Source organism: Alteromonas sp. 4NH20-0056 (assembly GCF_057539655.1).
In genome coordinates, this window is the sequence record NZ_BAAJLS010000001.1 from 745172 (window position 1) to 766270 (window position 21099).

General features: G+C 45.7%; 16 protein-coding genes. 8 read left to right on the plus strand and 8 right to left on the minus strand.

Annotated elements, in window-relative coordinates; genetic code table 11:
- Positions 1–31: 31 nt before the first annotated feature.
- From parE to nudF, 5 genes are all read right to left on the minus strand, one after another.
- Positions 32–1927, minus strand: a complete 1896-nt coding sequence (gene parE / locus AC27EZ_RS03320) for a DNA topoisomerase IV subunit B (protein WP_487133933.1) — start codon at positions 1925–1927, stop codon at positions 32–34.
- Between the two features lie 165 nt (positions 1928–2092).
- The gene (locus AC27EZ_RS03325; RefSeq protein ID WP_487133934.1) at positions 2093–2677 is read right to left on the minus strand and encodes a YqiA/YcfP family alpha/beta fold hydrolase; all 585 of its coding nucleotides are present in this window, start codon (positions 2675–2677) and stop codon (positions 2093–2095) included.
- The gene (locus tag AC27EZ_RS03330) at positions 2677–3432 is read right to left on the minus strand and encodes a metallophosphoesterase family protein (protein ID WP_487133935.1); all 756 of its coding nucleotides are present in this window, start codon (positions 3430–3432) and stop codon (positions 2677–2679) included. Before AC27EZ_RS03330 ends, AC27EZ_RS03325 begins: the two co-directional genes overlap by 1 nt.
- Positions 3429–3869 (minus strand): DUF1249 domain-containing protein, encoded by a 441-nt coding sequence (locus AC27EZ_RS03335; protein ID WP_487133936.1) that lies wholly within the window; start codon positions 3867–3869, stop codon positions 3429–3431. Before AC27EZ_RS03335 ends, AC27EZ_RS03330 begins: the two co-directional genes overlap by 4 nt.
- A complete protein-coding gene (nudF, locus tag AC27EZ_RS03340; RefSeq protein WP_487133937.1) occupies positions 3866–4492 on the minus strand; it encodes an ADP-ribose diphosphatase in 627 nt (208 codons plus the stop codon). The genes AC27EZ_RS03335 and nudF overlap by 4 nt, the downstream gene beginning before the upstream one ends.
- Positions 4493–4773: 281 nt before the next feature.
- Between nudF and tolC the strand changes: the two genes are divergently transcribed.
- Positions 4774–6141: an outer membrane channel protein TolC gene (gene tolC / locus AC27EZ_RS03345; RefSeq protein WP_487133938.1), complete on the plus strand. Its 1368-nt coding sequence runs from the start codon at positions 4774–4776 to the stop codon at positions 6139–6141.
- 56 nt (positions 6142–6197) lie between these two features.
- On the opposite strand, the gene AC27EZ_RS03350 is transcribed toward tolC, so the two are convergent.
- Positions 6198–6359, minus strand: a complete 162-nt coding sequence (locus tag AC27EZ_RS03350) for a hypothetical protein (protein ID WP_421133539.1) — start codon at positions 6357–6359, stop codon at positions 6198–6200.
- A 93-nt stretch (positions 6360–6452) separates the two neighbouring features.
- On the opposite strand from AC27EZ_RS03350, the gene AC27EZ_RS03355 reads away from it, so the two are divergent.
- Entirely contained in the window at positions 6453–7283 is an 831-nt protein-coding gene (locus AC27EZ_RS03355) for an ion transporter (RefSeq protein ID WP_487133939.1), read from the plus strand.
- An 86-nt stretch (positions 7284–7369) separates the two neighbouring features.
- Here AC27EZ_RS03355 and prsT read toward each other — a convergent pair whose 3' ends face one another.
- Positions 7370–10144, minus strand: coding sequence for an XrtA/PEP-CTERM system TPR-repeat protein PrsT (prsT, locus tag AC27EZ_RS03360; protein ID WP_487133940.1), 2775 nt, complete (start codon positions 10142–10144; stop codon positions 7370–7372).
- Positions 10145–10359: 215 nt separating this feature from the next.
- Here prsT and AC27EZ_RS03365 point away from each other — a divergent pair, with 215 nt between their 5' ends.
- From AC27EZ_RS03365 to AC27EZ_RS03375, 3 genes are all read left to right on the plus strand, one after another.
- Complete coding sequence (locus tag AC27EZ_RS03365) at positions 10360–12156, plus strand: DEAD/DEAH box helicase (protein ID WP_487133941.1); 1797 nt, start codon at positions 10360–10362, stop codon at positions 12154–12156.
- Between the two features lie 118 nt (positions 12157–12274).
- A complete protein-coding gene (gene cysG, locus AC27EZ_RS03370) occupies positions 12275–13657 on the plus strand; it encodes a siroheme synthase CysG (protein ID WP_487133942.1) in 1383 nt (460 codons plus the stop codon).
- Positions 13658–13739: 82 nt separating this feature from the next.
- Positions 13740–14720 (plus strand): hypothetical protein, encoded by a 981-nt coding sequence (locus AC27EZ_RS03375; RefSeq protein WP_487133943.1) that lies wholly within the window; start codon positions 13740–13742, stop codon positions 14718–14720.
- Positions 14721–14815: 95 nt separating this feature from the next.
- On the opposite strand, the gene AC27EZ_RS03380 is transcribed toward AC27EZ_RS03375, so the two are convergent.
- Positions 14816–16213: a PhoH family protein gene (locus AC27EZ_RS03380; protein WP_487133944.1), complete on the minus strand. Its 1398-nt coding sequence runs from the start codon at positions 16211–16213 to the stop codon at positions 14816–14818.
- Positions 16214–16550: 337 nt separating this feature from the next.
- Between AC27EZ_RS03380 and rapA the strand changes: the two genes are divergently transcribed.
- The 3 genes from rapA to AC27EZ_RS03395 all read left to right on the plus strand — a co-directional run bounded on the left by rapA (position 16551) and on the right by AC27EZ_RS03395 (position 21064).
- On the plus strand, positions 16551–19376 hold the full coding sequence (gene rapA / locus AC27EZ_RS03385) for an RNA polymerase-associated protein RapA (protein WP_487133945.1): 2826 nt from the start codon (positions 16551–16553) through the stop codon (positions 19374–19376).
- Positions 19376–20065 (plus strand): RluA family pseudouridine synthase, encoded by a 690-nt coding sequence (locus AC27EZ_RS03390; protein WP_487133946.1) that lies wholly within the window; start codon positions 19376–19378, stop codon positions 20063–20065. Before rapA ends, AC27EZ_RS03390 begins: the two co-directional genes overlap by 1 nt.
- A 138-nt stretch (positions 20066–20203) precedes the next feature.
- Complete coding sequence (locus AC27EZ_RS03395) at positions 20204–21064, plus strand: DUF3530 family protein (RefSeq protein WP_487133947.1); 861 nt, start codon at positions 20204–20206, stop codon at positions 21062–21064.
- Positions 21065–21099 lie beyond the last annotated feature (35 nt).

Here is a 21099-nt window from a genome sequence, read left to right on the forward strand (position 1 = left end):
TGCGCGGCGACATGCTCTCTTAAGACCTTTGCTACAATACCACTTCAGCCATATTACCTTTACTTTCTAACCATGTTTTACGATCGCCGGCACGCTTCTTCGCCAACAACATATCCATTAGTTCAAGCATGTCTTGTGCATCATCAATGGTGAGCTGCACTAAACGCCGAGTATTTGGATCCATGGTTGTTTCACGAAGTTGAATGGGGTTCATTTCACCTAGACCTTTAAAGCGCTGGACATTAACCTTACCGCGTTTCTTCTCCGCTTCTATTCTGTCTAATATGCCTTGCTTCTCGCCCTCATCAAGTGCGTAGTAAACATCTTTACCAATATCAATTCTGAATAAAGGTGGCATGGCGACATACACATGGCCTTGATCGACCAATGTCCTAAAATGCCTAACAAATAATGCGCACAGTAACGTGGCGATATGCAGTCCGTCAGAATCGGCATCAGCAAGAATACAAATTTTTCCGTAGCGTAAGCCCGACAGGTCGGTCGAATCGGGATCGATACCAAGCGCGACCGATATATCGTGTATTTCTTGTGAGGCAAGTACTTGTGATGAATCAACTTCCCAACTGTTTAGAATTTTACCACGCAGCGGCATAATGGCCTGAAATTCTCGATCTCGTGCTTGTTTCGCCGAGCCACCTGCCGAGTCACCTTCCACTAGGAATAGCTCTGAATGGTTAATATCTTGTGATGAACAGTCGGTTAATTTGCCCGGTAATGCTGGACCTTGCGTTACTTTTTTACGCGCCACTTTTTTCGTTTGGCGTAGTCGGCGCTGAGCATTATTGATACACATTTCTGCGAGCGACTCAGCAACATCTGTATGCTGATTTAACCATAAACTAAACGAGTCTTTCACCACACCAGACACAAACGCAGCAGATTGACGCGATGACAGTCGTTCTTTAGTTTGCCCCGCAAACTGAGGGTCTTGCATCTTGGTTGAGAGAATATAAGCGCATCGGTCCCAGATATCATCTGGCGACAGCTTGACACCTCGCGGCATTAAGTTTCTAAACTCGCAAAACTCACGCATCGACTCTAACAAGCCCTGCCTCAAACCGTTTACGTGTGTTCCACCCTGTGCCGTAGGAATAAGGTTCACGTAACTTTCAGTGACTAAATCGCCCCCTTCCGGTAGCCACATAACCGCCCAATCTGCCGCTTCCGTGTTACCACTAAAGCTACCAATAAATGGGGTGTCGCTCGGCAGTGTTTCAAACTCTTGTACTGATTGATATAAATAATCCTTCAAGCCATCTTCGTAATACCACTCTTGGCTTTCTTTGGTAATTTTATTATCGAATCGTATACGTAGCCCTGGAGCCAATACGGCTTTTGCGCGCAAGTTATGAATAAGGCGGCTTATCGAAAATTTTGCTGAATCAAAATATTGAGGATCGGGCCAAAAGTGAACACGCGTCCCTGTATTGCGTTTACCGCACGTATCAATAACCGCAAGGTCTTCCACCTTATCGCCACTTGCAAATGCTATCTGATATACCTGACTGTCTCTGCGGATTGTCACTTCTACACGAGTAGATAGCGCATTAACCACTGAGATCCCAACGCCATGCAAACCACCAGAAAAAGCATAGTTTTTATTTGAAAACTTCCCACCTGCATGGAGCTTACTAAGAATAAGTTCTACACCAGAAATTTTTTCTTCGGGGTGAATATCAACGGGCATACCTCGACCATCATCCGTCACCTCAAGTGACTGATCTTCATGCAAGATAACCCTTATATTTGATGCATGTCCGGCAAGCGCTTCATCAACGCTGTTATCGATAACCTCTTGCCCTAAGTGATTTGGGCGCGTGGTATCGGTATACATACCCGGGCGACGTTTTACAGGGTCAAGTCCGTTTAATACTTCGATTGCATCTGAATTGTATTGATTTGACATAATTATGGTTATTATTTAAGCCTGAAACGAGTTTAACGTACGCAGTTAATGCCCGCGACGCAAGATAATTTGATGGTATCAGGGCTCGTGAATCCCCGCAATCTGAAAGCAGGTTTTACCTATTCACTAGCCTAATGACACCACAATACGAGGTTAAGCGCCCGCTTACTGGTCTAAAAGAAAAGCAGCAATGTCAGGTAAGTGTTTTTCATATCCCACAAAACTATGGTCGCCGCCCTCTTCAATCAGCAACGATGCCGCTGCGTACTTTTTCTGTGCCTGGCGATAATCGAGGGTTTCATCGTTGGTTTGTAACATCACTCGATAGGCGGCTTGATGCTTTAATTCGGGCGTATCAAGTGCTTCTATAACGGCAAGGTCGTTCTCTACAATTTCAAAACGCGCTTGGGTATAGGGGTTCACATGCTCGCCAATAAACCCATGGAGTAATTTATACGGCTGCACCGCGGGGTTTATTAGCACCGCTTTTCCACCAAACTTTTCCACTAAATATGTCGACAGATAGCCACCCATAGAACTCCCAATGAGTTTTAATCCATCGTTTACCAGTTCAGGGATTTGCTCTATTAGGGTAAGAAGTTGATGCTCAACCTCGCTTGGGTAATTTGATAGCTCGGGAATATGCAACGTCACTTCAGGGTGAAACGCATCAAAATATGACTTGGTCGCCTGTGCTTTTACCGAATTTGGAGAACTTAAAAAACCATGGAGGTACAACACGTGACACATTATTCATCTACTCTCTTAACTTCACACATAAGGTTACCATCGTCGTACAACGAAAATAATTGATAGCCCGGCGCGTCGGCACTGATATTAAAATCGGGCGTGAGCTCCCACTGCCAACAGGTCGACGGCGCGCCAAAACTTAAGCAGTTATTGCTGCCAATCACCTGCCGCAATGGTGAGTGCACATGACCATGCAGTACCGCGCGGAGTTGCGGGTGCGTTTCAATCCACTTTACAAATGCGTCAGCATTGATCAACTCATGCTTGTCCATCCAACTGTTAGATGGCAGTACATGATGATGAAGCGCCACAACATGAAAGTGGTGTGGCGATGCATCTATATTCTTTGAAATGCGGCGACGAGCAGCGACTCGCGCTTCTCCTCGCGTACCTGTTTGTCGCGTATCAAGGCCATGTAAGCACCATCTCCCCAACCTTGCCGGCTCTTCATAACTTAGATGATAGGGGTGTAAGGCATTGGCGTAATATTGATTGTTATCGTGATTGCCCGGAATCACCCACACAGGTATTGGTGGCAACGCCTGAATTACAAAGACAAAGTGTTGGTAACTGGCGTGGGTATTATCACCGGTGATATCGCCTGTAACGATTAGCCCATCGATAGTTTCAGTGTTTGCCATCGCGTGCACGAGCACGCGCTCGAACGTTACAAGTGGCGCCACATCTTTGTAGCCTTTTTTCTGTTTGTCTCCAAAAAGGTGAAGATCGCTGATATGCAGAAGGGTTTGCTTCACGCCTCGCTTGCTACCTTGGGTTTTTGTTTCAAACAGAAATCTAACCATTCCGCTAAGAAAATATTCACCATTTGTTTTTCATTACGTTGGCGCATTTTAATATTGGGATACTCATAAGAAGGTTCTAACTTGCCCGTATTCTGGCTACTTATCACCTCGGCCATGCGTGCATCATGGTACAAACGCACCGTCATTGAGGGAGTGAGGTAGGCTGGCATATCGTCAGCAACTTGTTTAACTGTCAACGTCGTCGTGTAACGAGCGGTATCAGTTATATGGATTTCATAGCGCAGCGTTTTTCCAACAGAAAATAAGTAGCTTAAATCCTCAGTATCACAGTCAGGCAAAATACGCAGAATATGCGCATAGTTCAGTTCGCATAATGCCTGAATGGTGGGAAGATGAGGAACGTACTTTTTTCTCGTTTGATAAGTCACGGGGTTTGCCACTGCTCCAATAATGTTGTTTTGTGCATAAAGAACCATTGTAGCGCAATAATCGCTGCTGCGTTGTCTATATGGCCGTTTTCTAACCATTCAAGTACGGTACTTTCAGCGACTCGGTGCACTTTTATATCTTCGGATTCACTTTCAAGACCATGAATACCTGATGCTTTAGTGGCATCCGTCTGGGCAACAAAAATATGCAGGCGTTCTGTGGTTCCGCCTGGGCTAGACAAATAGCTAAGCGCCTTTGTTAAGTTAGTAAGAGTAATACCGGCTTCTTCCTGTGACTCGCGGTGACAGACCTGTTCATCGGTTTCGCCTTCATCAATCATGCCTGCGATAATTTCTATTAACCATGGGGTTGAAGAAGTGGGCAACGCCCCAATTCTTACCTGCTCGATGAGAACAAATTCATTAAGTACTGGGTCGTAAGGCAAAACGCCAACCGCATGCCCGCGCTCAAATATCTCGCGCTTAACGATGTCGCTCCACTCACCATTAAAGCATTTATGCCTAAATTGGTATTGCTGCATGGTGAAAAAGCCGTCGTAAACAGGCTTAATATCGATGATTTCGACGTCATTTGAGGTAAATGAAAGAATTTGCTTGCTCATTTGCAGACACTTTTGGTTTGAATCGATTTATCATGCATAGTACAGACAGTTATAACGTATGTACATGCAGGAAAACCATGTACAACCAGTAATTAGTAAGGCGTCACAGCGTTAGTTTTTCTCTTTATAATGGGTGAGCTATAGGGTGATTTCACATATTCTGTTACAGTTAAACAAACACTGTTACGAGTAAAAACTTTCGGTTTACTGGCGATATTTCTTACACTTAACTTTATTCGCCGTCACAAGACGCTTAAACACAAAAACAGGAAGACGTAAGCATGAAACGAACACTTCTGTCGCTGATGATTGGATTATCAGTAACGACCAGTGCACTCGCTGATGACCTCATGCAGGTATACCAGCAAGCTTTGGCAAACGACCCTTTGGTAAACCAAGCAAAAGCGCAACGTGATGCGGCGTTTGAAGGAATTAGTATAAGTCGCGCTAATTTACTGCCTCAAATATCAGGGTCGGTGGGCTACACCACCTCTACTGCAGAGCGTACACAAACGTTGGGTGCAACCGCTGACGACCTCCAAATTTTAGTGTTTGAGACCGACTCGACTACGATTGATTATGGCATTCAACTTTCCATGTCATTGTATGATCATGCCAACTGGCTTGGCCTTGACCGCGCAGAAAAAGTGGCGGAGCAAAGCGATGCTCAGCTAGCATCTAGCATGCAAGATGTGATTGTTCGTACCGTAACGGCATATTTTGACGTACTGCGTGCTCGTGACAGCGTAGAGTTTGTCGGCGCAGAAAAACGCGCAATTGAACGTCAATTAGAACAAACTCGTCAGCGTTTTGAAGTGGGGTTAACCGCAATTACCGACGTTCACGAAGCACAAGCGAACTACGACAGCACCGTGGCGCAAGAAATCCAGGCAAAAAACCAGTTAGAATTCGCGCTTGAAGCATTACGCGTTATCACGGGTAAATACCACGATCGTCTTTATGGGCTAAATACCGAAAGCTTCTCAACAACCATGCCGGTACCAGAAATGGTTGAAGGCTGGTTAGAAACGGCTCAAGACAAAAACCTTGCGTTATTAGTCAACCGACTAGCGATGGATATTGCAAAAGAAGATATCGCTATTGCCCGTTCAGGCCACCTTCCTACGCTTAGCCTTACTGCAAATGCAAACAGAAGTAAGAACGATATTGAAAACCCGTTCATTCAGTTCGAAACGCCGTATTTAGATAGCCAATCATTGGCGGTTTCGCTTAATGTTCCTATCTATCAAGGCTCGCGCGTTACATCGCAAACTGATCAAGCGAAGTTTAATTATGTTGCAGCAAGCCAAGCAACAGAACAAACTTACCGTCAAACGGTTCAGTCTGTTCGTAGTTCGTTCAACAATGTGAAAGCGTCTATTTCTACTATTAGAGCTCTTGAGCAATCGGTAGTGTCTGCAGATAGCGCGCTTAAAGCCACAGAAGCGGGTTTTGACGTAGGTACGCGTACTATTGTTGATGTGCTAGATAGCACACGTAACTTGTTCGATGCTCGCAGAAATCTTGCCGGCGCACGCTACGACTTTATTCAGTCAGTAGTTACGCTTAAACAAGCTGCTGGTACGCTTACAAGCGAAGACATCGCTATGATTAACAAAGGGTTAAAGCCTGCAGATAATAATGGCTAATAGCTTACAGTTGTAAGATGTCGAAAGGGTGGCTCGGTATAAGCTGCCCTTTTTTGTTATTGCACTTTAAAAGGAAAACGGCTTCGCTCTAATAAGCCAAGCAGTTGGCGAAGCTCAAAACGCAGTTGCTTTGCTTTTTCATGGCTGGGTTCATATTGGGCAAGCTTACTGGACACCCGGTATAATTTGTCTTGCAACGACCGTAAGTCATCGTCCATGATATTGCCCCATTTTATTTTGTTTATTATATGGAATCTGAACAGGCATTTGGCGCCTGCAGGTTCCCCATTCTATTCTGAGAAACGAAACACATGCAAGCTTTAGCCCTTCAAAATAGATTTGAACGCATTCGCGCGAACAAATGGTTCGAAACGTTTGTTGTCAGCGTCATCATCATTTCAGCCCTACTCGTCGGGGCGAAAACCTATGAATTGCCCGCTGGGTTTTCAGCAGTAACGTTATTTTTAGATTGGTTTATCAGTGCCTTTTTTCTTACTGAGTTAACAATCCGTTTTCTTGCCGAGCGCAGGAAACGGCACTTTTTTCACAGTTTTTGGAACTGGTTTGACACGCTTATCGTGGTGATTAGCCTCATACCTGCTGATGACACTGAATTAGCACTTATCGCGCGACTGGTGCGAGTATTCAGAGTACTTCGAATGATATCGATTATACCTGAACTGCGTATTTTACTTGTTTCACTGGTGAAAGCATTACCTCAGCTTGGCTACGTTATGCTGCTCATGTTTATCATCTTTTATATTTATGCCGCGATAGGCAGCACGTTGTTTGAAGACATTAATCCAACGCTTTGGGGGGATATCACGATATCGCTACTCACTCTATTTAGAGTGATGACCTTCGAGGACTGGACCGATGTAATGTATGAAACTCAAGAAGTCTATCCGTTAAGCTGGATTTTCTATCTTACCTTTATATTCTTTACGGCCTTCGCGTTTTTAAACATGGTCATTGGGATTGTAGTTAATGTCATGGAGCGAGAAAACGAAAAGGCGAGAGAAGAGCGAGAGGCAATGCTGCGGGCGGAAAAAGCCCTACGGGGTGAGCGTGAGCCAACACTTAAAGATGTAATGGCAGAGCTAAAAGCACTTAAAGCGCAACTGAACAATCAAAAACCCTAGCCTATAGAAAACCCCAGTGATACCGAACGTGTATTACTGGGGTTTGTTTTTGTTATAGGCCTACCCAGCCTTATTTAATAAGGACGCTACAAGCCATATTTTTGCTTTAACGCTTTTGCTCTTTCTACCGAGTCTGGCTTCACTAATTCTCTCGCGCTTAAACGGCGTTCCGCTAGCGCTTTTTTGTCCATAGTAAGTAGCAACTCCACGTAATTTAAAAACACTTCTTCATTCGACATCGGCTTGGTGTCAATGCGCTCATATAATCGCAGCGCTTCCTCATTATCTTCTTGTGCAATAAGAATTTGCGCCAATGTATCTACCGCTTCCGCGTTATCGCTTTGAAGATTTACAGCTCGCTCTGCTAACGCCTTAGCTTGGGTCAACTCACCACGCTGAAATTGAAGGTACGCAAGGTTATTAAGCACAACAAAATTGTCTGGCGTTACCTCAAGTATCGACGAGTAGGTGCGCATTGCTGCCGGGGTATCGCCGCTTATTTGGCGCTCGGCAAGCAACATTGCACTTCGCACATCGCTAGGTGATTGGGCCACATGCTTTTGCAAAAAGGCTAACGCGGCGTCTTTTTTGTTGGTCATTTCGTATGCGGCGACAAGCAATAGTGCGTTGTCTGAATTAGGTGAAGCATCGTAGGCCACCTGAATATGGGGAATGGCGTCCTGTGGCTTTTTGTCGCTTACCAACAAACGCCCCATTATTCCCTGAACAAAAGGTAGTTCTCGTACTGGCTCTGCGGTTTTATTTACTATCTCCCACGCCTGTGCGGTCTCACCAACCATGCTATGAAAGTATGCTTTCAGTAACGTTAATTGCGCATCGGGGCGTTTTTCTATCACTTTAGTAAGCAATGCAAGACCATCTCGATACTTATTCTGTGTATCAGCAATTAACACGCTTCCCAACACAGCATTTTTATCTTGAGGATACACGCTCAACCAATGTTTAAAGAATGCCTCGGCATCTGCCACTTTGTTCGCAGCAATGAAGGCTTGGCCTTTTACATTCCAAAACGACATTGGGCTTTGCTTATCCCCTCTAACGTCGTTAAGTAGCTGAATTGCCAGCTCTGCGTTGTCTTCAACCGTGTAGAAGCGCGCTAATAACACACGTAAATCGAGAGCCTTAGGCTGTTTATCGATTCGCGCTTTGGTGTAGGCCACTACCTCGGAGGTATCATTCTTTTCTTTTGCCAAGCCATACCACAAGGTTAAGGCCTGAACATCTGTAGGGTTATTGCCGATAAAAGCATTAACCACGGCGAGCGCATCATCTATCTTTTGCTGAGAAACAAGTAACGCTACTCGCGCATAGGCAATTTCACTTTTCGCACCCTCTAGCGTGTCTGCTTCATCAAGTAATGAGGTTGCTTTACTGTAGTTCTGCTCTGCCAATGCGATATTAGCGAGATATACCAAAGGCAGGGCAAGCGTTGGATCTTGCTTCTTCCATTCATTTGCCGCTGCACTCGCTTTCTCAAACTGTCCGGTTGCTACGTAGGCGCGAACCAAGGTATTTTGTGACTCTGCAGACTCCGGCGCACGGGCTACGGCCTGTTCTAAGTTAACGAGCCCTTCTATATCGTTAAGCGATAGTTGCAGTGCTCCAAGTCGTGCTAAGTCTTCTGCTGTATCGCTTACCGTTTCAGTTTTATCCACCATCTCTTGCGCACCAACCAGATTGCCCTGCCTAAGCAATTGATAGCTGGCCTTTGAAAATAGCAATGCATCGACGCCCGCTTCGCCTTCTACGCGACTTAATACACCTAAGGCTTCTTCGCTTTCACCTAGTTGAAGCATGCTGTCTGCAAGCATTCGCAACCCAGGGTGGTTATCGGGAAGGCTCGAAGCAATCATAGTGAGGTGGCGCTGTGCGGCTTCAAAATCTTGAATTTGGTAGGCGCTGAAGCCAGCAACTAAGCGAACAATTTGATCGCTCTGACCGCCTTGTATGGCTAATTCTAGATAGGACAGTGCGTCGGCATGTTGTGCATTTGACGATGCAATGATGCCTTTGAACATGTTTAGCAATGGATTGTTTTTACTTACCGCTAAAAGCTCATCGACGATAGGCTCTGCCCGCGCCGTATCTCGCTCTTCAATAAGTAATGATGCATAGGCAAACTTAGTGGTTCTATCAAGCGGGTACAGCGACACATACTCGCTATAAACCTCAATCGCCTCAGTGCGCTTCTGGTTCATTAAATAGAGCTTGGCGAGCTGCTGTAGTACGTCTTTATTTTGTGGTGCTTGGGTACGTAAACGTTCTGTTTTTTCTAATGCTTTTTCAAAGTCATTGGCAATAATATGCTGATAGCTTTCTATTAGGCCTTTATAAACCGATTGCGTATCAAGAGTAATGAGGTCATTTAGCACGACTTCAGCTTCTTCTAAGTCGTTAAGCTGAACGAGAGCCTGGAGCTTGTAAAATCCCACTTCAGCCGACTCTACCGCAGTTAAGCCTTGCGTGCGGTAATCAACATCTGCAAGCGCTGTTTCTGCACCCGATTGTTGATAGGCCAATGATAAAAGAGGAATAATACTGCTGGCGGCGTAACCTAATTCTAATGCTTTGTTTAATTCTTTCTCTGCCGCCGGGTAATTCTGCATGTCTAGGTACAGCTTACCAAGCTCAAAACGCGGTAGCGCGACGTTTGGCGCTTTCTGAATTGCGTTTTTATATTCAACGATTGCCGCATCTAATTTGGCTTCGGTAGCATAGCTACGAGCACTTTCGAGGTGGGACTCCATAGACGTATCGCCGCAACCCACTAAGAAACTGCCGACGACAGCCGCTAAAAGCAATTGCTTAGGGCTAAAATGTCCCTTTGTTCTGTTTTTCATCACTGTCCCTTACGTTTCAAACTGTTATTATCGATTATTCTTAGGCGCTTATCCGCACTCTGTGCATTTTTTCATCATTTTTGTGCAATTTCGTGGCAACATGGCCATTATTCGAATATAATATTGTTTTTTGCAATACTGCTGGCACACATCGGCGTTATTTAGCGTCACTCACGTTTGCCGCACCCTCCTTACTTATAGCACCAGGACCCTTAATGACAACAACTGTCGACATGACATTTAAAGACCTCAATCTACCAGAACCTATCTTACAAGCCCTTGAAAAAGTTGGCTACGAGAAACCGTCACCTATTCAAGCAGAGAGTATTCCATTACTGCTTGAAGGTCACGATTTACTCGGTCAGGCTCAGACTGGAACAGGCAAAACCGCTGCGTTTGCCCTTCCAATGCTAGCAAATATCGATCCTGAACAACGTAAGCCGCAATTACTGGTATTAGCCCCAACTCGTGAATTAGCTATTCAGGTTGCAGAGGCGTTTCAGGTTTACGCGAGCTTTAGTCAAAAAATTAAAGTACTTCCAGTATACGGTGGCCAATCGTATGACAACCAAATCCGTCAGCTTAAGCGCGGCGTGCAGGTTGTTGTAGGTACACCAGGTCGAATTATCGACCATATAAAGCGCAAAACATTAGATTTGAGCGAGCTTAAGTACCTAGTACTTGATGAAGCCGATGAAATGCTACGCATGGGCTTTATTGATGACGTAGAGCTTATTCTTAGCCACGCACCAGCTGAACGCCAAACTGCGTTATTTTCAGCGACCATGCCAGGGCCAATCAAAAAGATTACTCAGCGCTACTTAAAAGATCCTAAGCACGTTAAAATAGCGTCAAAGGTAAGTACCGCCAGTACGATTCGTCAGCGCTACTGTCAAATCGCACCTCATCATAAACTTGAAGCACTTACGCGGATCATGGAAGTCGAGCGTTTTGACGGCATGATTATCTTTGTACGTACAAAGACAGCAACGGTTGAACTTGCAGACAAATTATCTGCACGTGGCTTCGACGTTGAACCATTAAACGGTGACATTCCACAGAATGCTCGTGAGCGCACGGTAGATAAGCTTAAGCAAGGCGCCATCGATATTCTTGTTGCTACTGATGTAGTAGCGCGCGGTTTAGACGTTGAGCGTGTTAGTCACGTTATCAACTATGACGTGCCTTATGATAGCGAGTCATACGTTCACCGAATTGGTCGTACAGGCCGTGCGGGTCGCCAAGGTGACGCTATTTTGTTTATCTCTCACCGTGAAAAGCGCATGCTTTTCTCTATTGAGAAAACAACCAAGCAGCCTATTGAAGCAATGCCTATTCCTTCAATCAGCGAAATTAATGAAACACGCTTAAGCCGTTTCAAGCAAGCGGTTATTGATGCAACAAAAGACGATAGCATAGAGTCACTTATTCCTATCGTGGATATGATTAAAGAAGAAGCAGAAGCATCTCCTGAAGTCGTGATGGCTGCGTTGCTTAAAATAGCACAAGGCGACGAGCCTCTTATTTTGAAAGAGTCAGATCGTCCTGATATACATAGCCGCCCTGAACGTGAACCTCGCGATTCTCGCGAGCGTAAAGGCAGAGACGGTAGAGAAAGCCGCGATGGTCGTGAGCGTAAGCCACGCGCACCACGTGTAAATCGTCCGCCTGAAGAAGGTATGCAACGCTACCGTATTGATGTTGGTCACGTACACGGTGCGAAGCCTGGCAATATCGTTGGCGCTATCGCTAATGAAGCGAATATTAATTCGAAGAATATTGGCGCAATTGAAATTTACGATAACTTTAGTACCGTAGATTTACCGTCAGGCATGCCGAAAGAGACACATGATACGCTTCAAGCGACTCGTGTGGCAGGACAACGTTTGTCTATTCGTGAATGGTCAGAAACACCGCCTAAGCGTGATGGCCGCGGCGCTCGCCCTGGCAAAGACAGCCGTGGTGACCGTGGTGACCGTGGTAATCGCGAAAACCGTAAGCGTAAGAACTAATTAAACAACATAACTAGCTTTATATAACTTTTAGCAATATAAAGTCAGTTATCAATTGTTTCTTAAAAAGAAGAATTGGCGCAGAATAGCGGCAGTTCTTTTTTTTGTTTGCGTCTTTATGGATTATTTCCCCCTATTTCTTGATGCCCGTTCATTAAATTGCCTTGTCGTAGGTGCTGGCGAAGTTGCCGCCCGAAAGCTAGAGCTGATAATGAAAACCCCCGCACATATCACCGTGGTGGCGCCATGGGTGTGTGATACCGTTAAGCGCTTATCAGAAAATGAAAAAGTAACGCTCATTGTTCGTGAATTTGAAGACAGCGATTTAGCGGATAAAGAGATGGTTTTTATTGCCACTGATAAACCAGCGGTAAACCAATATATTCACGACTTAGCACGAACACAAAAAGTGTTGGTTAATGTTGTAGATAACACGCCACTTTGCCAGTTTATTACGCCGTCGATTGTCGACCGGTCTCCCATCATTATCGCAATGAGCAGCGGTGGCGTAGCCCCAGTGCTATTGCGTTATTTACGTCAGAAATTAGAAACCGTACTGCCTACTCACTTAAGTCGGCTTGGCGCTTTTTCTGAAAAATTCAGAGATAAAGTTAAGCATGCGCTAAATGGCGTTACGGCTCGACGCTATTTTTGGGAAGATGTGCTCGATGGAGACATTGCTGAAATGGTGGAAAAAGGCCAAGACGAAAAGGCTGAAATTGCGTTTGATGAGGCGCTTACTGCAGCGGCAAATGATAATAATGTTGTGGGGCAAGTTTACTTGGTGGGCGCTGGTCCGGGTGATCCCGACTTACTTACTTTTAGAGCGTTACGCTTAATGCAAAAAGCAGACGTTGTAGTGTACGACCGACTAGTTTCGCCTGAAATATTAGAGCTTGTCAGACGAGATGCTGAAAAAATCTATGTAGGTAAAGCCAAAAGTAATCACACTTTACCGCAAGACGATATTAACCAACTTATGGTTGATGAGGCGAAAAAAGGAAATCGCGTGGTACGCCTTAAAGGCGGTGATCCGTTTATATTTGGCCGAGGTGGTGAGGAAATCCAAACGCTTATCAAGCACAATATTGGGTTTCAGGTTGTGCCTGGCATTACTGCTGCTAGTGGCGCATCAAGTTATGCAGGCATCCCCCTCACGCATCGCGACCATGCACAATCAGTGGTATTTGCGACAGGCCACCTAAGAGATGGCACTATTGATTTGAACTGGCAATCGCTTGCACACGCCAATCAAACTATTGTGTTTTATATGGGGCTGACTGGCTTACCTATTATTTGCGAAAAGCTTGTGGAACATGGACTTGCGCCCAGCACCCCTATCGCGCTTGTGCAAAGTGCCACAACCGAAAAACAAGTGGTGGTTAAAGGCACCTTGCAAGACATTGCACACAAGGAAGAAACCAAAGCATTAAAGCCACCTACTCTGATTATTGTAGGCTCGGTGGTAGAACTGCACGAAGAGCTTAGCTGGTTCAACTAAGTCACTTAGGCCCACCTACTTGTAATTTCTATTCCTGCGCGCATACTGATAAGCAGCTAGACACTGATTTCAGAGCGCGCTTATGACAGCTATCAACCATTTATCCGGCAACGTATCCCGCACCGCCGTTATCCTTTTTTGCTTGTTCGCGTTTGTTCATCAAGAAGCGTTAGGTACGCAAACTCGTTTTGAAACCACCACCGTTGATACCGGCGTCACCTTTTCTTATGAATGGCTTGATATTGACAGCCAGCCTCAACAGATTAGGTTTACTCTTCCTCAAGAAGCGCTATCTATTACACCATCACAACAAACCAACTATAAACCACAAATTGCCCAGCGCTACGTGTTAGTGTCTTTACTAAAAGAAGCGAAAAAGATTGATGCGAGAAAAGCGGTCGTAAATGTCATACCTGGGAATGAAGGTATCGATATCAATGTATCGTCAAAGGACGACGCATTGGCGCAGAGCATACTGAATGACTTAACGTCGATACAGAATGACGCGTATGACACCTACCTTTATGATAATTATTACACCCGCTTTACCACCATGTTTAATCAACGGGCGGTGAAACCGGATCACCTTCGCTATATTGATGAAACCGCTAAGGCTTTGGTGCCTGTATCACAAGCATTCTACGAGAAAATTCATGCATCGGCCGATGCACGCGCTTATTTTTCACTGCTTTTAGGATGGGTACAAAGTATTCCTTATGACACCTTAGAGGACCGTGTTGAAAGCAGCGGCGCTGGCTTTGCGCCCCCCATGGGCCTTCTTCTTCAAAATAAAGGCGACTGCGATAGTAAAGCGGTACTTACGTCTGCGCTAGTCAGGGCGTTTCTTCCTAATACAGACATGATCATGGTGTTTTTACCCAGGCATGCATTATTAGGGGTGGCAATAACGCCTGTTGCAGGTGATGAGACCCTCGAGGTAGAGGGAACAACGTTTGTTCTTTATGACCCAACAGGCCCCGCGCTTTTGCCATTTGGTCAGGTATCTACTAGCACAAAACAGTTTATTGATACCGGTCGGTATCAAGTTGAAGCGATTAATTAACGAACGGCGACTGCGTGAGAGAATTGCGGTAACGCGCTGTGTTATCGCGCGTTACCGTGTAAACGGCTATTGCCCGTGCTCTTGTGATGATATGGCTATAAATGACGCTCTGCAAAATCGGCCAGTCTCGAACGAACAACGCCATCAAGATTCATCGTCGCACTACCGGAAAAGTCTTTAAATTTCTCCACCAAATACGTCAGCCCTGAGGTTACTGCACTAAGGTAATTACTGTCGATTTGCGCAAGGTTTCCCCCGACAATTATCTTGGTGCCCTCACCACAGCGGGTAATAATGGTTTTAAGCTGCGATGCGGTTAAGTTTTGAGACTCATCTAAAATCACTATCGAATTTTGAATACTTCGTCCTCGCATAAAATTCACTGATTTGTATTGGATATTCGCTTTTTCCATGATGTAGTTCATCGAACCTTTTGTGTTTTCATCATGTTTGTGAAGTACCTCTAGCGAATCAGTAATACTGGCCAACCATGGCAACATTTTCTCTTCTTCGGTGCCGGGCAAGAAACCGATGGATTCAGCAATTTCAGGCGTACTTCGCGTCACAATTATCTTATCGTACATGTTGCGCTCAACCACCATTTCCAGCGCAGCGGCAAGTGCAAGTAGGGTTTTTCCGCTTCCCGCAGGACCGGTAAGAATGACCAAATCGATATGCGGGTCCAGTAGGGCATGTAACGCCATCGCTTGCCCTATGTTCTTCGGCGTTATCCCCCACGCATGACGACTCATTAAGCGCTCGTAGCCTAAATCTAATACCTCTAGCGTGTCGTCGTTCACCGCCTCAACTAACCCTGCAAAGTGTTGGCTTTCGTCCAGTAAGAACTCGTTAACATACGCCTCTGGCAGCGTCGATTTAGCAATCGTATGAATCGTATCTCGACCTTCGGTTCTGCTATCAACACTTTGCACGCTATCCCAAAAATTGCCTTCAAACTGATGAAAGCCTCGTGATAGGTACTTAATATCTGTAATTAGCTGATCGGTGCGGTAATCTTCAACATGAGCAAGGCCTGCCCCTTTTGCTTTCAGCCGCATGTTCAAGTCTTTGGTTACCAGCACCACTTGCTGGGGCGCATAGGTTTTTTGAAGTTGGAGCGCTACATTGATAATTCGGTTGTCGTTTTCGTTGCTAGTAAAAACCTGCTGCGATTCCATCATGGTTAAGTCGGTATAGATAGAAAGGCTTCCCGATGGTGCCGTATCACCTGCCCCCATGCCTTTCATCGACACACCGGCTAACATATCATCTGGTGTCGCTTCGTGTAATAAGTCTTCCATGGCGCGGATAGAGACTCTTGCATCTCGCGCAACGTCTTTTTTGCTGTCTTTGATATGGTCGAGTTCTTCTAGCACCGTCATTGGAATAACAACGTCATGCTCTTTGAACGAGAGAAAAGCGAGCGGTTCATGAAGCAGAATATTGGTGTCGAGTACGTATATTTTGGTGTTGGCAGAATTTTTTCGTGGCATCCTTTACTCCGGTAAATAAGGCCAAGCTCGTCAGCGAACGTAACGAACTAGGTACCGCTTAGCTACAAGGAGAAATGGTCGCTCGAACAGGACTTTCCCCTCATCGCGTCGACGAACAAGTAGGTTACCCTCAACCTACTCAATGCATGTCAGTGTCTTTTCGAAACCCCTCAATGCGTTTTTTTACCATAATCTACATTTTCTATTTTGACACTGTTTTTCTGCATTAAATTAATAATGAATGCGGCAGTTTCCCCCGTTTTTCTTCTCGCCATCTACTATTAATATGATGCCGCAATGCGTACAATACCGCCCCCGCAAAAAAGGTTGGTGATTTATGAGTTCAGGAAGTCCATTTGCTGTTGGTCAGCGTTGGTTAAGTAATACAGAAACAGAACTAGGATTGGGTGCGGTGATTGGCACCAACTTTCGCTCTGTAGAAATACTTTTCCCCGCGACTGGGGAAACCAGAATGTATACCAAGCAGGATGCCCCTCTCACTCGCTTAATCTTTGAGGTAGGGGAAACCGTTAAGAGCCAAGATGGCTGGGAAATGACGGTTACTGACATTGAAGAATCTCAAGGTGTGGTTGTTTATTTCGGCTTGCGTGAAGACACTAAAGCCCAAACCCGGTTGGTCGAAGCCATGCTTGACCATCACATTCGCCTTAACCAACCCGAGAAGCGGCTATTCAGTCAACAAATTGATCATCCGAAATGGTTCGATTTACGCGTGAGTTCATTTGGTCATCAGTATGATTATCTACGCTCATCTACTATTGGCCTTGCGGGTGCTCGCATTTCGCTTATTCCTCACCAACTTCATATTGCCTCAGAAGTCGGTACACGTCATGCGCCCCGCGTTTTGCTTGCTGATGAAGTCGGTTTGGGTAAAACCATTGAAGCGGCGCTTATCATTCATCAGCAGCTACGCACAGGCCGCGCCGAACGCGTACTTATTCTCGTGCCAGACTCACTGCTTCACCAATGGTTAGTTGAGATGTTGCGCCGGGTTAACCTTCCGTTCGCTATTTTTGATGAAAGCCGCTGTGAAGCGCTTGATGAGGAAGGAACCAACCCGTTTGAAAATGATCAATTGGTGCTGTGCAGTATTGATTTTTTAAGCCAAAGCGAAAAACGCCAGCAGCAAGTACAGGCCGCGCAATGGGATTTAATGGTTGTCGATGAAGCGCACCATTTAGCGTGGTCTGCGACGTCTCCATCAGCAGAATACCTGTGTGTAGAAGCGCTAGCAAACCAAACGCCTGGCGTACTGCTATTAACGGCAACGCCAGACCAATTAGGTCATGAAAGTCACTTCGCCCGTTTACGCTTACTTGACCCGGCTCGTTTCTCCAATTACGACGACTTCTTGGAAGAAGAATCGAAATACAGTCAACTCGCCGACGCCGTTTCGCCATTACTGTGTGATGAGCAGTTGAATGAAAGCCAGCAAGCCGCGTTGAATGAATTTGCGCCTGACATTATGTCTCACGCTGGCGATTTGAGTAATAAAGAGGCGCGCAGCTCGCTTCTTCATCAGCTGATTGACTGCCATGGTACGGGACGAATGCTGTTTAGGAACCGTCGAGCTAACATTCAAGGGTTCCCTGAGCGCAAGCTTAATGCGTATTCACTTCCTTTGCCCGATGCATACCAGGAAGCCGTCGACAGTGGCGACTTAACCCATGCGCTTTATCCAGAGCGTATACCAAGCGTGGTGAACAGCTGGACACAGGCCGACCCGCGTGTTGAGTGGTTGCTTGATTTTATGCAGTCAGAAAAGCCCGCTAAAATATTGTTGATATGTGCGAGTGCGAGAACTGCACAAGAGCTTGGCGATGTCATTCGCAAACAAACAGGCACTCGACATAGCGTTTTCCATGAAGGCATGAGCATAGTAGAACGTGATAAAGCTGCGCATTACTTCGCGGATGAAGAAGACGGCGCGCAAATATTGTTGTGTAGCGAAATCGGCAGTGAGGGCCGAAACTTCCAGTTTGCCCATCATTTGGTATTGTTCGATTTGCCGCTCACTCCCGACTTACTTGAGCAACGCATTGGTCGACTAGATCGAATTGGACAAACACAGACCGTACAAATTCACGTTCCCTATTTAACGCATAGTGCTCAACATGTTCTGATCGATTGGTATCACGAGGGATTAAATGCCTTTGAGAAAACCTGCCCAACGGGTTCAGGTGTATTCGCTGAGGTGAAAGCGTTACTCATTGGCACTTGCCTACACCCGAACGATGTGAGCGCGCGAGATGAACTGGTTGCAACAAGTATTGCGCTAAATAGCCAACTTGTTGCTCAGCTTGATGCAGGTAGAGATCGCCTTCTTGAACTCAATGCCTCAGGTGAAGGTCGAGTAGAACAATTGCTTGAAGACATCATTAAACTCGATAGTGAACAAGACCTATCGCGCTTTATGGGTCGAGTCTTTGATGCCATCGGCGTACAACAAGACGAAAAAGGAAACGATTGTTTCATTTTAATGCCCACAGAGCAGATGGTAAGTCAGCTCCCTGGTCTTGACCCAGAAGGCATGACCGTCACGTACAAACGTCGTGTTGCCACAACATTGGAGAACGTGCAGTTTCTCAGTTGGGACCATCCACTGGTTCATACTGCTATCGACGTGGTACTTACCGATGTGCATGGTAAAAGCAGCATGGGCTTTATTGCTGACCCTGACCTGCCAAAAGGGGCATATTGGCTTGAAGCCCTTTTCGTGCTTGACGCAAGTGCCCCTAAAGCGCTGCAATTAGGCCGCTTTTTACCGCAAACACCTGTTCGAATTTGCCTCGATGCACAAGGAAATGAAGTGGATCTTTCGTTTGATGTTAAGCGTAAAGTGGGTAGGAAAATATCAGGGCAGCTACTAAAAGCATTGCAACAACCGTTGACGCTTTCTATTGAAAAAAGCAGAAAGCTAGCGCACCAAGAAGCCAATCAAGAGTTACACGATGCACTTGAATCCATGCACGCTACACTCAATGGTGAAATTCAACGCTTAACTGACTTACAGAAGCGAAACCCGGCTGTTCGCGATAGCGAAATTCAGTTTATTGAGGATCAGCGTAATGCGCTTGATGGCGTCATTCAAACTGCTGATGTACAACTCGATGCACTTAGAATTGTGATTAATAACCCATAATGCCTAACCCCAGCTTTGTTTATAACCCGCCGATGTCGCCATTTCTGTCTTTGTTGTACAGAGATGACGATATCGTTGTTGCACAAAAACCTAGTGGCCTATTGAGCGTACCTGGAAAAGCACTGGAACATAAAGATGCACTCATTACCCGTGTTAATCTGGTGTATCCCACTGCAACGGTAGTGCACCGATTGGACATGGCAACTTCGGGAATTATGGTGCTCGCACTTAATAAACCCAGTCACCGAGCCATCTCTAAACAATTCGAATTACGACAAACAAAAAAGCGTTATTTTGCGCGCGTTTACGGTCATGTGACCCACGATTCAGGCGAGATCAACCTACCATTAATTTGCGACTGGCCTAACCGCCCAAAACAAATGGTTGACCACGATAACGGCAAGCCTTCACTCACCCGTTTTCAGGTGCTAGCACGTGACGATTTTTCCACCCTAGTGGCGCTATACCCGGTAACGGGGCGCTCTCACCAATTACGCGTGCACATGTTATCGTTGGGGCACCCTATTCTAGGTGACCGCCTTTATGCACATGAAGACGCGTTAAAACAGGCGTCTCGCTTACAATTGCATGCTGAAACCTTACAATTTGCACATCCAACATCCGGTGACATACTGACCTTTACCAGTCCAGTTCCTTTCACCAACACTGCGCTTCCCCCCTTTGAGTGATACCCATCAGTAAATTACGGTGAAGAAATACCGTAATTTGCCGATAATCTAACAACAACACTGTGTGCACGTATTGTAAACTTGTTAGTAATGCACTCGGTCTTGATTTGATTAATCTACTTATTTAAAAGGTCACGCATGTTTTCAGGGGCATTTTTCAGGTTGTTATCTGCATTTATCGTGCTGCTCTGTGCCCCAGCGAGTGCAAGCCTTCATGATGACCTTTTCAATCAGTATTTACCCGGCGAATTAACCGAACTTATGGTCGGTGAGGACACTGTCCCTGTCTATGAATTACCTGCAGCGACACCATTAACACGGGGGGTCGCCATCATCCTTGCGGACGTTTCTCCACTAGGACTAACGTTTGGACAAGGAAAGCAGCTCAGCGATGCGCTTAGTGAAAAAGGCTGGCATGTAGTGCTAAGCCTTGTGCCCGTAGTAGCCCATGATGGCGCATTGATACCTGAAATACCTAGCGAAAATGCTGATACCGCAGCAGCCCCAATGCATCCGCGGCAAGATAACAGAACCCCTTCACTGGATTACGCTGCCTATCAACAACAACTGACCTTATTGCTAGGGGCCATTGAACAGCACACACAAAGTCACCAGGGCTTTAGAATGGTCATAGCACAAGGGTTAAGTGCAGCTGCATATCTTGATAGTGCATCAGCGGGCACTACCGCAACACCAAATACGTTTGTCGCAATTACCCCTTTTTGGCCACAAAGTGATATTAATGACAATATTGCAGGACAAGTCGCAAATGCCGCGTTCCCTATCCTCGACATTTCGTTCACAGAGTTTAATGTGTGGGAACAAAACACGGCAGCAGAACGCAAAATGCGCGCAGAAACATCGCTAAAACTACACTACCGTCAGGTAAATATTTCATCTAACATATTCAACTTTAGTATAGAAAATAACAACAATTCTCAGTTTATTCAAACAGTTGCTGGAAATGTTGTTGGGTGGACGCGATATTTAGGCTGGTAATTCCATCTTAAAATAGCTAGGTTAAATTATACGTA

What these genes read in the sequence shown, in the direction of transcription:
- AC27EZ_RS03365 (WP_487133941.1), top strand. Translation starts at nt 10,360, where the DNA reads ATGACAACAACTGTCGACATGACATTTAAAGACCTCAATCTACCAGAA.
- AC27EZ_RS03390 (WP_487133946.1), top strand. Translation starts at nt 19,376, where the DNA reads ATGCCTAACCCCAGCTTTGTTTATAACCCGCCGATGTCGCCATTTCTG.
- nudF (WP_487133937.1), bottom strand. Translation starts at nt 4,492, where the DNA reads ATGAGCAAGCAAATTCTTTCATTTACCTCAAATGACGTCGAAATCATC.
- prsT (WP_487133940.1), bottom strand. Translation starts at nt 10,144, where the DNA reads ATGAAAAACAGAACAAAGGGACATTTTAGCCCTAAGCAATTGCTTTTA.
- AC27EZ_RS03355 (WP_487133939.1), top strand. Translation starts at nt 6,453, where the DNA reads ATGCAAGCTTTAGCCCTTCAAAATAGATTTGAACGCATTCGCGCGAAC.
- AC27EZ_RS03375 (WP_487133943.1), top strand. Translation starts at nt 13,740, where the DNA reads ATGACAGCTATCAACCATTTATCCGGCAACGTATCCCGCACCGCCGTT.
- cysG (WP_487133942.1), top strand. Translation starts at nt 12,275, where the DNA reads ATGGATTATTTCCCCCTATTTCTTGATGCCCGTTCATTAAATTGCCTT.
- AC27EZ_RS03325 (WP_487133934.1), bottom strand. Translation starts at nt 2,677, where the DNA reads ATGTGTCACGTGTTGTACCTCCATGGTTTTTTAAGTTCTCCAAATTCG.
- AC27EZ_RS03350 (WP_421133539.1), bottom strand. Translation starts at nt 6,359, where the DNA reads ATGGACGATGACTTACGGTCGTTGCAAGACAAATTATACCGGGTGTCC.
- rapA (WP_487133945.1), top strand. Translation starts at nt 16,551, where the DNA reads ATGAGTTCAGGAAGTCCATTTGCTGTTGGTCAGCGTTGGTTAAGTAAT.
- AC27EZ_RS03380 (WP_487133944.1), bottom strand. Translation starts at nt 16,213, where the DNA reads ATGCCACGAAAAAATTCTGCCAACACCAAAATATACGTACTCGACACC.
- parE (WP_487133933.1), bottom strand. Translation starts at nt 1,927, where the DNA reads ATGTCAAATCAATACAATTCAGATGCAATCGAAGTATTAAACGGACTT.
- AC27EZ_RS03395 (WP_487133947.1), top strand. Translation starts at nt 20,204, where the DNA reads ATGTTTTCAGGGGCATTTTTCAGGTTGTTATCTGCATTTATCGTGCTG.
- tolC (WP_487133938.1), top strand. Translation starts at nt 4,774, where the DNA reads ATGAAACGAACACTTCTGTCGCTGATGATTGGATTATCAGTAACGACC.